General features: G+C 60.6%; 15 protein-coding genes. 10 read left to right on the plus strand and 5 right to left on the minus strand.

Annotated features, from left to right (window positions below):
* Positions 1-64 precede the first annotated feature (64 nt).
* Positions 65-1,486 (minus strand): hopanoid biosynthesis associated radical SAM protein HpnJ, encoded by a 1,422-nt coding sequence (gene hpnJ, locus BLT65_RS39900; RefSeq protein WP_091789027.1) that lies wholly within the window; start codon positions 1,484-1,486, stop codon positions 65-67.
* 189 nt (positions 1,487-1,675) lie between these two features.
* Between hpnJ and BLT65_RS39905 the strand changes: the two genes are divergently transcribed.
* From BLT65_RS39905 to BLT65_RS39915, 3 genes are all read left to right on the plus strand, one after another.
* Complete coding sequence (locus BLT65_RS39905) at positions 1,676-1,876, plus strand: hypothetical protein (protein WP_091789031.1); 201 nt, start codon at positions 1,676-1,678, stop codon at positions 1,874-1,876.
* A gap of 380 nt (positions 1,877-2,256) precedes the next feature.
* Positions 2,257-2,598, plus strand: coding sequence for a hypothetical protein (locus tag BLT65_RS39910; RefSeq protein WP_091789033.1), 342 nt, complete (start codon positions 2,257-2,259; stop codon positions 2,596-2,598).
* 194 nt (positions 2,599-2,792) lie between these two features.
* The gene (locus BLT65_RS39915) at positions 2,793-3,380 is read left to right on the plus strand and encodes a hypothetical protein (RefSeq protein WP_091789036.1); all 588 of its coding nucleotides are present in this window, start codon (positions 2,793-2,795) and stop codon (positions 3,378-3,380) included.
* A gap of 93 nt (positions 3,381-3,473) precedes the next feature.
* Here the strand turns inward: BLT65_RS39915 and BLT65_RS39920 are convergent, their stop codons facing one another.
* Positions 3,474-4,349 (minus strand): lipid A biosynthesis lauroyl acyltransferase, encoded by an 876-nt coding sequence (locus tag BLT65_RS39920; protein ID WP_042310786.1) that lies wholly within the window; start codon positions 4,347-4,349, stop codon positions 3,474-3,476.
* Positions 4,350-5,183: 834 nt separating this feature from the next.
* Between BLT65_RS39920 and BLT65_RS39925 the strand changes: the two genes are divergently transcribed.
* The 5 genes from BLT65_RS39925 to BLT65_RS39945 all read left to right on the plus strand — a co-directional run bounded on the left by BLT65_RS39925 (position 5,184) and on the right by BLT65_RS39945 (position 9,708).
* Entirely contained in the window at positions 5,184-5,591 is a 408-nt protein-coding gene (locus tag BLT65_RS39925) for a rhodanese-like domain-containing protein (protein ID WP_042310927.1), read from the plus strand.
* A 110-nt stretch (positions 5,592-5,701) separates the two neighbouring features.
* A complete protein-coding gene (gene ftrA / locus BLT65_RS39930) occupies positions 5,702-6,667 on the plus strand; it encodes a transcriptional regulator FtrA (protein ID WP_091789039.1) in 966 nt (321 codons plus the stop codon).
* Positions 6,668-6,706: 39 nt separating this feature from the next.
* Positions 6,707-7,279, plus strand: a complete 573-nt coding sequence (locus BLT65_RS39935) for a nitrogen fixation protein NifQ (protein ID WP_091789043.1) — start codon at positions 6,707-6,709, stop codon at positions 7,277-7,279.
* 333 nt (positions 7,280-7,612) lie between these two features.
* Complete coding sequence (locus BLT65_RS39940; RefSeq protein ID WP_091789046.1) at positions 7,613-8,683, plus strand: ABC transporter substrate-binding protein; 1,071 nt, start codon at positions 7,613-7,615, stop codon at positions 8,681-8,683.
* A gap of 101 nt (positions 8,684-8,784) precedes the next feature.
* Positions 8,785-9,708, plus strand: coding sequence for a recombination-associated protein RdgC (locus BLT65_RS39945; RefSeq protein ID WP_042310829.1), 924 nt, complete (start codon positions 8,785-8,787; stop codon positions 9,706-9,708).
* Positions 9,709-9,802: 94 nt separating this feature from the next.
* Here BLT65_RS39945 and BLT65_RS39950 read toward each other — a convergent pair whose 3' ends face one another.
* Both BLT65_RS39950 and BLT65_RS39955 read right to left on the minus strand, forming a co-directional pair.
* Positions 9,803-10,024 carry a hypothetical protein gene (locus BLT65_RS39950; RefSeq protein WP_042310930.1) on the minus strand — a complete coding sequence of 74 codons (222 nt, stop codon included), beginning with the start codon at positions 10,022-10,024 and terminating at the stop codon, positions 9,803-9,805.
* A 139-nt stretch (positions 10,025-10,163) separates the two neighbouring features.
* Positions 10,164-11,072, minus strand: a complete 909-nt coding sequence (locus BLT65_RS39955; RefSeq protein WP_042310831.1) for a glutamate/aspartate ABC transporter substrate-binding protein — start codon at positions 11,070-11,072, stop codon at positions 10,164-10,166.
* A gap of 207 nt (positions 11,073-11,279) precedes the next feature.
* On the opposite strand from BLT65_RS39955, the gene BLT65_RS39960 reads away from it, so the two are divergent.
* Positions 11,280-11,708 (plus strand): hypothetical protein, encoded by a 429-nt coding sequence (locus BLT65_RS39960; RefSeq protein WP_091789049.1) that lies wholly within the window; start codon positions 11,280-11,282, stop codon positions 11,706-11,708.
* Between the two features lie 9 nt (positions 11,709-11,717).
* On the opposite strand, the gene BLT65_RS39965 is transcribed toward BLT65_RS39960, so the two are convergent.
* Positions 11,718-12,650: a LysR family transcriptional regulator gene (locus BLT65_RS39965; RefSeq protein ID WP_042310834.1), complete on the minus strand. Its 933-nt coding sequence runs from the start codon at positions 12,648-12,650 to the stop codon at positions 11,718-11,720.
* Between the two features lie 131 nt (positions 12,651-12,781).
* Between BLT65_RS39965 and BLT65_RS39970 the strand changes: the two genes are divergently transcribed.
* Positions 12,782-13,639, plus strand: coding sequence for an NmrA family NAD(P)-binding protein (locus tag BLT65_RS39970; protein WP_091789074.1), 858 nt, complete (start codon positions 12,782-12,784; stop codon positions 13,637-13,639).
* Positions 13,640-13,776: the final 137 nt, after the last annotated feature.

Here is a 13,776-nt window from a genome sequence, read left to right on the forward strand (position 1 = left end):
TCCGCGGACGGGCGCGCTGCGAGGAAGTCGAGGCACGCGAACCCGCGGATCGGTGCCCGAGACCTCATGCCTTACGCGTCCGCAGAAATCTGAAGAACTCCACGCCTTCCTGAAGACGCCGTTTCATCATTTCCCAACTCACCAGCATCTCGCGGACGATTTCCCAGATCTTCGACGGCCGGAAATAAAAGTGCTTGTAGAACTCCTCCACGCCAAGATAGATCTCCTCGCGCGACAGGTGCGGATAGCCGATCGTTGCCGCCTGGGTGCCCGCGTCATTGATCAGGGTGATGACCTTGCTGTCTTTAAGCCATCCATTCTCGACCGCCTGCTTGTGAAGGACGGTGCCCGGGTAGGGCGCAGCGAGTGACACCTGGATCGTGTGGGGGTTGATCTCTTTCGCATACTGGATCGTCTTCTTGATCGTTTCGTGCGTCTCACCGGGGAGACCAAGAATGAACGTACCGTGGATCTTGATGCCAAGCTTGCGGCAATCTTCGCTGAACTGGCGTGCCATATCGGTCCGCAGGCCCTTTTTGACATTCACGAGGATCTGGTCGTCGCCGGATTCGTAGCCGACGAGCAGGAGCCGCAAGCCGTTCTCTTTCATCACCTTCAGGGTTGAATAACGGACATTCGCTTTGGCATTGCACGACCACGTTACGCCGAGCTTGCCAAGGCCGCGGGCGATCTCTTCTGCTCTCGGTGCGAGGTCGGTGAAGGTATCGTCATCGAACATGATCTCCTTGATTTCGGGCATGTTGTCCCTGATCCATTTCACTTCTTCAAGGACGTTCTCGACCGAACGCGTGCGGTAGCGATGGCCCCCGACCGTATGCGGCCAGAGACAAAAGGTACACCTGGATTTGCAGCCTCGCCCCGTGTAGAGCGACACGTACGGATGCTTGAGATAACCGCTGAAGTAATTTCTGGTCGTCAGATCGCGCTTATAGACCGGCGCGACGAAAGGAAGCTGGTCCATGTCTTCAAGAATGGGCCGGGCTTCGTTGTGCGTGATTGTGCCGTCGGGCAGGCGATAGCTGAGTCCGAGAATGGATTCGAACGGAAGCCCCTGCGCGATGTCGCGACATGTGAAGTCGAATTCTTCACGGCACACGAAGTCAAGCGCATCGCTTGCGGCAAGTGAACCTTGAGGATCAACGGCCACCTTCGCTCCGACCATTCCGATGAGGGTCGTGGGCTTGCGCCGTTTTAGATGTTCCGCGAATTGCACATCACTCGGGAATGACGGCGAACTCGTGTGAATGATAACGAGTTCGTATTGCACGGCAATGTCAAGTGTCGTTTCCAGTGACAGGCCGTCTGCAGGCGCATCTACGAGGCGGCTATCCTTAACCAGCGCAGCGGGCTGGGCGAGCCACGTTGGATACCAGAACGATCGAATCTCGCGCTTCGTCTGGAAGCGGGAACCCGCTCCACCATCGAAACCGTCATACGAAGGTGCCTGCAGAAACAACGTTTTCATAGATTCTCTCGAAGAAAATTGTCTGCTTGAGCGAGGTCAGTCACTCGCCGAGACTCGCCGGGGCGTCGGCGATGTTCGGAGTTTGATTTATGCCTTCAAAACAGGCCGGCCGCTGGCTCACGGTACGACCGCTTCCATCCCCCTATATGCGGGAATGGACAGGCGAGAGAGGTGTGGCTATCACTGGGAATGGAGGACGATCAAGAATACTACGACTTGCAGGCTCGAGATCGCAAAGCGCGGGTTTTCCCCGGTCACGAGCGTTACCGTGAAACTACTTTGCCGGTCGGCGATCATCGAGACATCATGAGCATAGCTTACGATACGCTTCTCGTTATTTTCCAACGCATTACAGCGCACTGCACGGCCGGCATCGCGATGACGATGTGAATCTCAGTCCACCTTCCACGCCTTTGAGAAATCGTTCCCACGTCACCGGCGTCTGCCACTATTGCGGCGGTAATATGAGCGATAAAAACGACGTGGAGGTCGCCGAGACCGGTTCGTATGCATGCACGCGCGTTACAAGGGTACTTCGCACGCCCGCTGCCTGACCTCTGGTGAGGGGGCGAGACATTCCACATGCCTCGGGCGATTTGGAGAGCGACCGTATTCGCGCCGTGTGGGACATTGTTCTCAACATAAGAACGTCACATAGTGCAGCGCGCAGCAACCCGGTCGACTGTGGCACGACGCGGAATGGCCGGTGGCACTAACCATGCATATCCGCTTGTTCACAGCGCTCGATGCTTCAATGCGGGAGGCGATGTATGACGCAAGGTCGACACAACCCGGACGGTGTGCCTGTCGGCAACGGCCAGCAAATCAGTCCCGCTGAGTTTTTGCTCATGGCAGGCTTTCTTGCATACCGGGCTCCCTTGGCGGAGGTTGCAACCCGAGCTGCCGCCCGATGTATTTTGCACGCCGTACTCGGGGCAGCAACGGCGGGCGGGTTCGCTTATTCAAACGTTCTCGAAACGATGATGGAGGCGGGAGAAAAGTCTTCGCGCCTGTGGGCGCTTGCGGAGCAGGCTGCCGCTGCCGTTGGCGATACGACTGCTTACCTGCAAGTGGTTCGCAATGCCGGCATATCAATGGAGGGAGACCCGTAAACGGCCCCACGAGCGCCGCGCGTCGCGGCGAGAATGGCTGCCACGATGGTAACGCGGGACGTGCCGATAAGCGTCCGTTAAGTTTTGCGGGTCTAGCATGAACGTCATGTCAATAGTCGAACGGGGTCAGGCGGGGCTGCGCGGCACAGCCCGGCCGAATGGCAAACTCCCTGCCGCTGTGACGGAGGGATTCGATGAAAAACTTTGCTGTGTCGCTGCTCGCAGCATGCTCCGCCGTCGTTCGTGCAGGTGTGTCGCATGGCGAGGTGCGACCCCGGGTCATCCCGGCCGTGCAGCTGTCTGCAGATGCCGGGAAACATCCGTCCGGAGATATGCCGACCAAGCAGGTCTTGGTCACATACCGGTCGCCGTTGGAGTTTTCGTTGAAAGTCCCCGAAGGATGGGCGCGCCGGGAGACGTTACGGTCCGTCGAGTTCGCGGACAAGTACAACCGGATCTCTGTAGTGGTCACTTCGCGGACGCGGCCACTGACGCTCGACGACGTGAAGCTCCATGAGGTGCAGGAGGTTCTGCAGTCCGGCGACGATGTACACGTGTCACGTGTCAAAGTCATATGGCTGCCATCCGGCATCGCGTTCGTCGTCACGTATGCGTCGGGTTCGGCAGGCAGCCCGGTTATCAATAAGGCCATCCACTTCGAGAATGCGCGTTACCTTTTCTCGAAGAACGGCAAGCTCGCGACCCTGACGCTTTCCGCGCCGTCGGGCACCGATAATGCCGGCCACTGGCAAATCATGGCGGAAAGCTTCGGTTGGCACTGACGTCGTGGTCGTTGCAGCATGCCACCTGTGTCGCTTCTTTGGAACTTCCCGGTTTGCCGGAAACATAAAAAAGAGCTACACACATCCGCACATTCAATATACCGCGGGCATGCCCAGTGGACGATGTTTGAAGCGTCGATGCACCCAGTAGTACTGGGCAGGAAATTTCAGTATCTGTGTCTCAAGAAACGCATTCATGGAACGCGCATCATTCGTTTCGCTTTCCGAGGGGAAATCGATGAGCGGCGCGAAGACGTTCAACCGATATCCTTTGAAGTCCGGAAGGACTTCCGTGACGAACGGCACGACGCGTGCATGCCCCATTTTCGCGAGTCGCGAAACAGAAGTCAGCGTGCATGCCTGGACCCCAAAAAAAGGCACAAAAACAGAGTTTTCGATGCCGTGGTCCATGTCCGCAGCAAGCATGACCGGCTTGCCCTCGTGAAGAAGTCTCACGATCTTCCTGGCGCTTGTCGAGCGTTCGATCATCTCTGCGCCGAATCGGCCGCGCTGACGTTTGGCCAGATCGCAAAGCCGCGTGTTGGACATGTGTGTGTACAACGAAGCGGCGGGCATCTTCATCGAGTAGAGCATGCACCCAATCTCGATGCCCACGAAATGAAACCCCATAAAGATGGTGGGCGGAGCGTTCTTGTCTTCGAGATCAATCGCGCTTTCGACCTGGACGATGTTTCTTATTCTCTGCGCGCTACCAAACCATTGAATGCCTCGTTCGAGATAGCTGCGGACGACGTGCCGGAAGTGTTCCCTCGCAAGGTCATCGAGCTCACGTTCCGTCTTTTCGGGAAAGCAGAGACGCAGGTTGACAAGGACGATATGTTTGCGACGGCTAGGAATCCTATACAGAGCCGCGCCGAGCGCGCTGCCGAGCCGCGCGACCCATTGGTACGGAAGTATCGAGAGTGCGCGCAGTAAAGCGACGACGAGCAAATGACCGAATTGTTGCAAGACCAGCTCCTGTGTGGTGGTCGGCTATGCCAACTGAAACGCTTCCGTTCGCTGACCACAAACCTTGATCAGGTAAAACTGCCAGGGCGATGTCGCAAGCCTGGCGTACCACACTGAAGCAAAACATCGAAAAGGCGAAATCCGAACTCCCGCTGGACCTTCCGGTACTGTCCAGCAGCGAAGATTGGCGGCGGGAGTGAAATGCGTATAACGGGTGCGGATACCAGCTTGCCACCTCTGGCATGTAACGGGCGGGTGTTTGAGGCGACAATGACTTCTACCGCCGTGGCAGTTTTATTTAAAGTCGACCCGTGGACCATCAGGCCGAGGGCGACTCTACATGAGTGGGTGACCGAATTGCCTCGCAACCGGCCGTTGCTTGCATGATGGGTGAAGGGCCTCCCGTCATGCTTTCGACTGGCTCGCGCTCAGGCAGCCGGTGCATTTGCTGAGTTGGAATTGCCCGTAAGGAGCATGCTGCCTTTGCAAAGAGGGCTGGTCGTGCCCATGAGTGAGAGATCGACTGTCGCGAGTGTACGCGTAGAACATTAACGCGACCTTAACGGATTCGCAGTTTTGAAGAAATATTTTTCTCAGGTGACCGTTTGGGGTGCCGATCGACGATCTGCTGAAATGCTGCGTAACTTTTGGAGAGGACTTGCTAGCTGGTGCGAAAGGACCAAGGGTTTCGGCTCGATTTTCGCGCACAGCCCGAGCTACTTCGCGGAAACCGCCATGGCGTGATGTGACCGGGAGTTGTCGATTACGCCACTGTTGTCTATCCCCATCGAACGGGATAATGAATTTCATCTCGTTCGCCTGAAGGATCAAAATATGTCTCCCGTCACCGCTGTTGCTGCTGCCGATAGTACCGCCGCACTCGCACATTTCACGGCGTCGCTCACCTTCGAAACGGATTGTGCTGATGTCCATGCGGCATTGACTGGTGGCCCGAATGCGATGGATTTCGTGTTGCTTGACGTACGCAGTCCCGCGATGTTCGCACAGGGTCACGTGCCGGGCGCCGTCAGCTTGCCGCATGGCAAGATCGTGGCGTCGAAGCTGGCGGCCTATCCGCCAGATACCTTGTTCGTGACCTACTGTGCCGGTCCGCATTGCAACGGCGCGACGCGTGGCGCAATTCGGCTGGCGCAACTTGGCCGACCCGTGAAGGTCATGATTGGAGGTGTGACCGGGTGGGTTGATGAAGGCTTCCAGCTTGCGACCGCTGTCAGCGTTTGACGCGCGGCTTTCTGGTGGAGGTTCTTGCGACGCTCGGGAGAATGCCGGACGATGGCTTGGGATGGGCGATGTTCAGTGGCGCAATCATCAATCTCCGGTAATATTGCGCCATGCAAGATCATCTCGTCACGGCGCTCGTCTACGACCGCCTCTGCACTTTCGAATTCGGTTGCGTGACCGAACTGTTCGCGCTTGAGCGCCCGGAACTCGGCGTGACGTGGTATCGCTTCGCCGTCTGCGCGGCCGAACCGGGGCCGATTCGCGCGGCGGGCGGGATCAGCGTTGCTGCGCCGTATTCGCTCAAGATGCTCGATCGTGCGTCGACGATCGTCGTGCCCGGCTGGCGCGATCCCGACGAGCGTCCGCCCGAGCCGCTGCTGAAAAAAATCCGCGCGGCCGTCGAGCGCGGCGCGCGTGTCTGTTCGATCTGCTCGGGCGTGTTCGTGCTGGCTGCGGCGGGTGTGCTCGATGGCAAGACGGTCACGACCCACTGGCGATACGCGGAGAAGTTGCAGCAGCGCTATCCGCAATTGCGCGTGAAGGCCGATGCGCTGTATGTCGATGAAGGGCAGGTGATTACGTCGGCGGGATCGGCGGCGGGGCTCGACATGCTGCTGCACCTCGTGCGGCGCGACTACGGCAGCGCGATTGCGAACCGCGTCGCGCAGCGGCTCGTCGTGCCGCCGCATCGCGAGGGCGGCCAGGCGCAGTTCGTGCCGCGTCCGATGCCGCAGGACGACAGTGGCCGTCTCGCGCGACTGATGGATTACGTGCGCGCCAACCCCGCGCACGCACACACGCTGGCGTCGCTGGCGGACCAGGCGGCGATGAGTCCGCGCACGTTGCAGCGACAGTTTCGCGACGCGACGGGAATGGCGCCGTACGAATGGCTGATTCGCGAGCGCGTGGCGATGGCGCGCGAACTGCTGGAATCACCCGCCGATCTGCCGATGTCGCGCGTCGCGGAACTGGCCGGCTTCGGGTCCGAGGAATCGCTGCGGCGGCATTTCCGGCGCATTGCGCTGACGAGTCCGGGCGCGTATCGCAAGAAGTTCGGCGTGTCGGCTGTGGCGTGATGTTGCTGCGCTATGCTTGATGCGACAGGAGGCGAGCACATGACAACGGAGTCGAATCACGCGCGCGACGCGGAAGTCACGCGGCTGCTCGATCACGCCCCGCAGCGCGACGCAGCCGATACGATCATGTTCGCACGGCTGATCGGCGCGAAGGCTGCGAGCGGCGAACTGCTGCATCTCGGCTTGACGCGCGCCGCGCTCGACGCGTTGCGCTCACGTCATTTCCGCGACGCGGCGCCGCTGCAGGCGGTTCCCGAGCACATTGCCGCGAGCGCGCATCAGCCTTTCGTCGATGCGTTGCGCGTGTTCCTGCTGCATCACGAGTCCTCGCTCGCGGCGACGGATGCCGACGCGCAATGCCTCGCGACGATCATCGCCACGGCGTGTCTGCGTCCCGATCACTTGTGGCGCGATCTCGGACTCGATGGGCGCGACGACGTCACGGCGATCCTCACGCGCCACTATCCGCAACTCGTCACGCGCAACACGGATAACACGCGCTGGAAGAAATTCCTCGCGCGTGAACTTGCGTTCGCCGAGGGCCGCGCGCCTGCGCCCGCGCCGGGCTGTCCTGGTTGCGAAGACTACGCATTCTGCTATCCGTCGCGCTGAACCTGCCTGCACGCTGCGCCGAAGCATCCGCGCAAACCCGGCCGTAGAAACCCGAAGTTGAGCGGGACTCATACCCGGCATCAAAAAACATCGCTTCATCGTCGAAAAAAACGGACCGCACAATCGCGATGCCATGTCATGCCCTCGCGCTGGCGCGGCGGGTCGCGTTAGCCGCGCGGCCGCTCACAAGAAGATTTGAGACCTTCCCCGCAAGTTGATTTGCATGGGACGGGAGTAAGCGCTAAAGCGCCAACCCCATCGACCGCAGATAAATCTGCATGGGATGGGAGTAAGCGCTAAAGCGCTAACTCCCATCGACATAGGAGACATTCGATGATGCAATCCATCAAGCTTCGCACGGCCCTGTTCGCCGCCGTCGCCACCGCGGCAACCGTACTCACGGCAGGCAGCGCGCATGCCGCCGACAGCAACGCCGCGAAATCCGGAAGCTGGTGCAGCGCGGGCAAGACCGTACACTTCGCGGGTATCACGTGGGAAAGCGGCGCGTTCGCGACGGAAGTGCTGCGGCAGATTCTGGAGAAAGGCTACGGCTGCAAGACGGACGTCGTGCCGGGCAGCACGGCCGCGACGGAAACCGCGCTCGCGCACAACGACGTGCAGATCTGGGCCGAGCAATGGACGGGCCGCAGCGAGATCACCGCGAAGGCTGTCGAGACGGGCAGCGTGAAGCTGGTCGGCGATACGCTGCCGGGCGGCACGAAAGAGGGCTGGTTCGTGCCCGACTACGTCGTGAAGGGCGATCCTTCGCGCGGCATCAAGGCATCGGCGCCGGGACTCGCTTCGGTGGCGGATCTGCCGAAGTACAAGAACGTCTTCACCGACGATGAAGAGCCGAACAAGGGCCGCTTTCTGAACTGCCCGAGCGGCTGGGATTGCGAGCGCGTGAACACGCGGCTCCTGAAAGTGCTCAAGCTGGATGACGCGTACACGAACTTCCGCCCCGGCACGGGCGCGGCGCTCGATGCCGCGATCGCATCGGCTTACACGCGCGGCGCGCCGATCCTGTTCTACTACTGGGGTCCCGCCGCGCTGATGGCAAAGTACAAGCTGACCGAGCTGAAAATGCCCGCTTTCAACGACGCGTGCTGGCAGACGCTGCGCAACGAGAGCAGCACGCAGCAATGCGCGTCGTCGTATATGGTCTCGCACGTGACGGTCGGCGCCTCGACGCCGTTCTACAACGCCGAGCCGCAATTGATGACGATGTTCACGAAGGTCAAGTTTCCGATGGACTTCCTGAACGCGACCATTCTCGACATGAGCGTCAAGAAACTGGACGCGCCGACCATGGCCGCGCAGTTCCTGCGCACGCATCCGGAAATGTGGAAGACGTGGGTGCCCGCCGATGTCGCAGCGAAGGTGCAGGCGGGCCTGGCGAGCTGATTGTGCATCGTCTGAATGGGTAAAGACGGCGGCGCGGTGACAACGAAAATCCGCCGCGCCGCCAACGTCATATAGAATGACGCGCTTTGCCCGTTCTCGCCATGTGGTTTAAGAATCTACAGCTTCACCGTCTTCCCGCTCCGTGGAAAGTGAGCGCCGAGCAAATCGAAAAGTGGCTCGAGCCGCACGCGTTCCAGCCGGCCAACAGCGTCGAGACGACGCGTCAGGGCTGGGCGCCGCCGCGCAATGACGGCACGCTCGTCTACTCGACCAACAAGCAGATGCTGCTCACGTTCCGCGCGGAAAAGAAACTGCTGCCTGCATCCGTCGTGACGCAGGTGACGAAGGCCCGCGCGCTGGAACTCGAAGAGCAGCAGGGTTTCAAGCCCGGTCGCAAGCAGATGCGCGACCTGAAAGAGCAGGTCACCGACGAACTCCTGCCGCGCGCATTCAGCATCCAGCGCGATACGCGCGTGTGGATCGACACCGTCAACGGCTGGCTCGCGATCGATTCCGCATCGCAAGCGCTTGGCGACGATGTGCTCGGGTTGCTGGTGAAATCGGTGGATCGGCTGCCGATCATGAGCGTGCGCGTCGCGCAGGCGCCCGTTTCGGCCATGACCAACTGGTTGCTTGCGGGCGACGGGCCCGTCAATTTCACGCTGGACCAGGACACCGAGTTGCGCTCGCCCGCCGAGGGCAACGCGACGGTGCGCTATGTCGGCCACGCGCTCGAAGCGGACGACATGCGCCGTCATATCGAAGCGGGCAAGCAATGCATGCGTCTGGCGATGACGTGGAACGACCGTGTGTCGTTCGTGCTGACGCCCTCGCTGACCATCAAGCGCGTGACGCCGCTCGACGTCATCAAGGAAGCCGCCGACCCGACCGCGCAGAATGACGACGAACAGTTCGAGTCCGATTTCACGCTGATGACGGGCGAACTGGCGAAGATGCTGGACGGCATCGTCGATGCGCTCGGCGGCGAGCTCGCCGACGGCATCGCGCCCGCAAAGGCCGCGTGACGCAGGTCAGCGTGTCATAAGGCAAGCCGACACAGAAAGGCCCGCGCGAAGCGGGCCTTTTTACTTGCGCGGAACGCCTTGCGTGCCGCGTAAGTCAGTCGAACATATTCCGGAACGCAACGGCGACGATCACGGGCACGCACATCACGAGCGGTATCGCGAAGTAAGGCACTTCGAGATCCACGTACCAGCTATAGACGAGCCAGCCAATCCCCGCGCACAGCGTGCCGATGCCGATGAGCGCGGTCAGCACGTTCAGCGTTGTAGGCGAGGGTTTCCAGCGCGTCTTTTGTTCTTTTGGCGAAGGCGGGTTCATTGCGGCTCCGGAGCGGATCGTCACGAGTTTCGATTCGTTCGATTTTACTCCGCCGGCATGCGCACGGCTCAATAGCCGTCGCGCTGTCGCGCCGCCCTGAAAGCGCAATGAAGGACGGCACGGGCTTCGGCTATACGATTTATTCGAACGCCTTGTCGTTCGGATTCTTGTAGAGCGCGCGCAGGTTCTCGCTCATCGGAAAGTCGAAGTTCATGTTCTTCGGCGGCACGGGCTTCATGAACCACCGGTCGTACATGGCGTCGATCTCGCCGCTCTTCATGACCTGCGCGAGCGTGTCGTCGACGATCTTGAGGAACGCCGGGTCGCCCTTGCGCAGCATGAAGCCATACGCCTCCGACGATTGCGGTGTGCCGACGATCACCCAGTCGGCAGGCTTGGCCGTCAGCGTGCGGGTGCCCGCGAGCAGCACGTCGTCCATCATGTATGCGACGGCGCGGCCCGTCTCCAGCGTCATGCGGCCTTCGCCGTAGTCCTTCGCGCTGATGATCTGCATGTTCATCTTCTTCTCTTCGTTCATCTTGCGCAGGATGCGTTCTGACGTCGTGCCCTGATTCGTTACGACCGTCTTGCCCGCCAGATCGGGAAAGTCCTTGACGCCCGAATCCTTGCGCGTGAGCAGCCGCGTGGTCGCGACGAAGAACGTATCGCCAAACGCGACCTGGTTCTGACGCGACGTGAGGTTCGTGGTGACGCCGCATTCGAGATCGACGGTGCCGTTCTGCACCAGCGAAATGCGGTTCTGCGACGTAACGGGAATGAAGCGCACCTGCAGATTTGGCTTGTGTGTTTTGGCCTTCACCGCGTCGATGATTCTGTTGCACAGGTCCTGCGAGAAGCCGATCACCTGATTGTTCGTATCGACATATGAGAACGGCACCGACGTCTCGCGATGGCCGATCGCGATCAGATTGGCGGCCTCGACTTTGGCGAGTGTCGGCGGCGCGTCCTGCGCAGTGGCGTTCGTCATTGCGGTGAAGCAGGGCGCCGCGACGCACAGGGCGAGTGCGAGCGAAGTCAGTCGGTTCATTGCAGGTCCTCTGGTTGAATCCGTAGCGTGTTTACGAATGTTGCCATGAAAATAAATACTGCAACATATGTTTTACCCTTAAATGTGTTGTGGCGGCGGCCCGGCGTAGTCATGTGCATGGCACGTTGCGATGGCATGATGAATGCAGCGGTGCGTTCCTCTGTAGCCCTGTGTACTTGTCGATCAACAAAATCAAGGAGAAAACCGATGCACGCCGTTCGCCAATGGATCGCTGGAGTTGCCCTCGCTACCACGCTAGCCGCGCTGACCCCGCTGCCCGCCGCCGCGCAGACCAACCCTGGCACGATGCCGCCGCCGACGCCCGCGGGCGACGGCACGTTTCTGCTGACGATCTTCCTGAAGCACGACCAGTCGAAGCCGCTGCCGAAGATCAACCAGCAACTGGCCGATCAGGGCTTCTACAAGGCGTTTCCGCCACCCGGCATCGAAGTGGTGTCGTGGTACGTGATGATGGGGATCGGCCAGGTCGTGACGCTGCGCGTGCCCGCCAACCGGCTGCGCGAGGTGAACCGCGCGATCGAGGAGACCGCGTGGGGCGGCTACAGCACCGACTTCTACCCGACCTACGATTACAAGTCGATCGCCGAGCAGGCGCGGGCGAAAAACGGCAACTGAGCCGCCGCGTCAGTACCACGGCTTGTCGTTGAGCGGCGAGCCGGTGATCTTGACGATGAAGTCGAGAAACGCGCGCACCTTCGCGGACGGATGACGCCGCGAAGGGTAGAGCGCGCAGAGCGGAAAGCGCTCGTCGGGCCAGTCGGGAAAGAGATCGACGAGGCGGCCGCTGTCGAACAGTGGCTGCGTGCCGAGCGCCATGATCTGCGCGATCCCGTGACCGGCGAGACATGCGCCGTGCATCGTCGAGACGTCGTTGACCATGAGGCGGCCGCGCGCGTCGATGATGACTTTTTTGCGCGGCCGGTGAAATTCCCACACGAACGGGCGTCCGGTTTCCGGGTCGCGGTACTGGATGCAGTTGTGCGGCTCGCGTTCGAGATCGGTCGGTTTGAGGGGGCGGCCGTGCTTCTTCAGATAGCCTGGCGACGCGGCCGTCACGATGCGCGTGTCCAGCAGCCTGCGCGCGACGAGCGTGGACGGGCGCGGCTCGCCGAAACGCACGGCGAGGTCGAAGCCGTCGGCGACCATGTCGCCGAGCTGGTCGCGCGTGATCAGGTCGAGATTGAGTTCCGGATAACGCGCGACGAATTCGCCGATGCGCGGGCTCAGCACGATCTTCGAGAAGAACGGATCGACGTTCACGCGCAGCCGTCCGCGTACGGCGGTTGCGCCCCCTGCCGCCGATGCCGCCGCTTCTTCGAGGCCGTCCATGAGCGGCACGATCTGTTCGTAGAGACGCAGGCCTTCATCGGTGAGCTTGACGGTGCGCGTAGTGCGGTCGAACAGGCGGATGCCGAGCCGCGCCTCCAGCCGCGCGACCGAGCGGCTCACGCCGGATTGCGACATGTCGAGCCGTTCGCTTGCGCCCGCGAAGCTACCGCTTTCGACGATCGCCGTCAGCACGCCCATGCCGTTGAGAATCCGTTCGTCGAAGGACATGGTGTGCTCCTTGTTGAGATGAATGACATTGTGTCATGAATCAAATGACACTCATGTCATGGTGTAAAGCGTTGCCGGCGACCAGAATCAATCCCGACGCAGGCAATTTCTCATTGAACGGGAGTTTGGGGATGTATGCAATTACAGGTATCACGGGGCAGGTCGGCGGTGTGGTCGCGAAGACGCTGCTCGCGCAGGGCAAGCAGGTGCGCGCGGTGGTGCGCAGCGAGGAAAAGGGCGCGGCTTGGGCTGCACGGGGCTGCGAAGTTGCGCTCGCTGAGATGCATGATCGGGACGCGTTGCGGCGTGCGTTCGAGGGTGCGGAAGGTGTGTTCGTGCTGTTGCCGCCCGTGTTCGATCCGTCGCCGGATTTTTCGGAGTCACGGCGGAATATTGCCGCGCTGCGGGCTGCTTTGAGTGAGGCGAAGCCGGGGCGTGTCGTTGTGCTGTCGACGATTGGCGCGCAGGCCGCGCGGCCCAATTTGCTGAACCAGCTTGGGATTATGGAGCAGGAGTTAGGCACTCTGCCTTTGCCTGTTGTGTTTCTGCGTGCTGCGTGGTTCTTTGAGAACTTTGTATGGGATGTTGAGCCGGCTCGGGTGAGTGGTGTGATTCCGAGCTTTCTTCAACCGCTCGATAAGCCGGTGCCGATGGTGGCAACTGATGATATTGGGCGCATTGCCGCGGAGTTGCTTCAGGGTTCCTGGACTGGTTTGCGGGTTGTCGAGCTTGAAGGGCCGCGGCGCGTGTCGCCTGATGAGATTGCTGCTGCGTTTGCTGATGCGCTTGATCGGTCGGTGCGGATGCAGATCTTGCCGCGCGATGAATGGGAGCCTTTGTTCCGATCGCAAGGGATGAATAATCCGCTGCCGCGGATGCAGATGATCGATGGGTTTAATGAAGGGTGGATTGAGTTTGAAGCGCCTTCGGCGTCGATTAAAGGGGACGTCGCCGTTGAGGTGGTGGTTCAGCGGTTAGTAAAGGGTTAGTGCTTTCTGCTCTCGCGGCGCGGTTGGTTTGGTTTGCTTTTGTTTGCGCTGGCATCCGCGCTATGCCTTCGTGCTTCAAGCGTCGCCCCTGTGCGGGGCGGCACCTACTTTTCTTTGCCGCCGCAAAGAAAAGTAGG

The organism is Paraburkholderia steynii, from assembly GCF_900100565.1.
Lineage (GTDB): Bacteria > Pseudomonadota > Gammaproteobacteria > Burkholderiales > Burkholderiaceae > Paraburkholderia > Paraburkholderia terrae.

Excerpts from the sequence above, each read along its gene's own strand:
- hpnJ (WP_091789027.1), bottom strand. The coding sequence starts at position 1,486 with ATGAAAACGTTGTTTCTGCAGGCACCTTCGTATGACGGTTTCGATGGT.
- BLT65_RS39905 (WP_091789031.1), top strand. The coding sequence starts at position 1,676 with ATGGAGGACGATCAAGAATACTACGACTTGCAGGCTCGAGATCGCAAA.
- BLT65_RS39910 (WP_091789033.1), top strand. The coding sequence starts at position 2,257 with ATGACGCAAGGTCGACACAACCCGGACGGTGTGCCTGTCGGCAACGGC.
- BLT65_RS39915 (WP_091789036.1), top strand. The coding sequence starts at position 2,793 with ATGAAAAACTTTGCTGTGTCGCTGCTCGCAGCATGCTCCGCCGTCGTT.
- BLT65_RS39925 (WP_042310927.1), top strand. The coding sequence starts at position 5,184 with ATGTCTCCCGTCACCGCTGTTGCTGCTGCCGATAGTACCGCCGCACTC.
- ftrA (WP_091789039.1), top strand. The coding sequence starts at position 5,702 with ATGCAAGATCATCTCGTCACGGCGCTCGTCTACGACCGCCTCTGCACT.
- BLT65_RS39935 (WP_091789043.1), top strand. The coding sequence starts at position 6,707 with ATGACAACGGAGTCGAATCACGCGCGCGACGCGGAAGTCACGCGGCTG.
- BLT65_RS39940 (WP_091789046.1), top strand. The coding sequence starts at position 7,613 with ATGATGCAATCCATCAAGCTTCGCACGGCCCTGTTCGCCGCCGTCGCC.
- BLT65_RS39945 (WP_042310829.1), top strand. The coding sequence starts at position 8,785 with ATGTGGTTTAAGAATCTACAGCTTCACCGTCTTCCCGCTCCGTGGAAA.
- BLT65_RS39950 (WP_042310930.1), bottom strand. The coding sequence starts at position 10,024 with ATGAACCCGCCTTCGCCAAAAGAACAAAAGACGCGCTGGAAACCCTCG.
- BLT65_RS39955 (WP_042310831.1), bottom strand. The coding sequence starts at position 11,072 with ATGAACCGACTGACTTCGCTCGCACTCGCCCTGTGCGTCGCGGCGCCC.
- BLT65_RS39960 (WP_091789049.1), top strand. The coding sequence starts at position 11,280 with ATGCACGCCGTTCGCCAATGGATCGCTGGAGTTGCCCTCGCTACCACG.
- BLT65_RS39965 (WP_042310834.1), bottom strand. The coding sequence starts at position 12,650 with ATGTCCTTCGACGAACGGATTCTCAACGGCATGGGCGTGCTGACGGCG.
- BLT65_RS39970 (WP_091789074.1), top strand. The coding sequence starts at position 12,782 with ATGTATGCAATTACAGGTATCACGGGGCAGGTCGGCGGTGTGGTCGCG.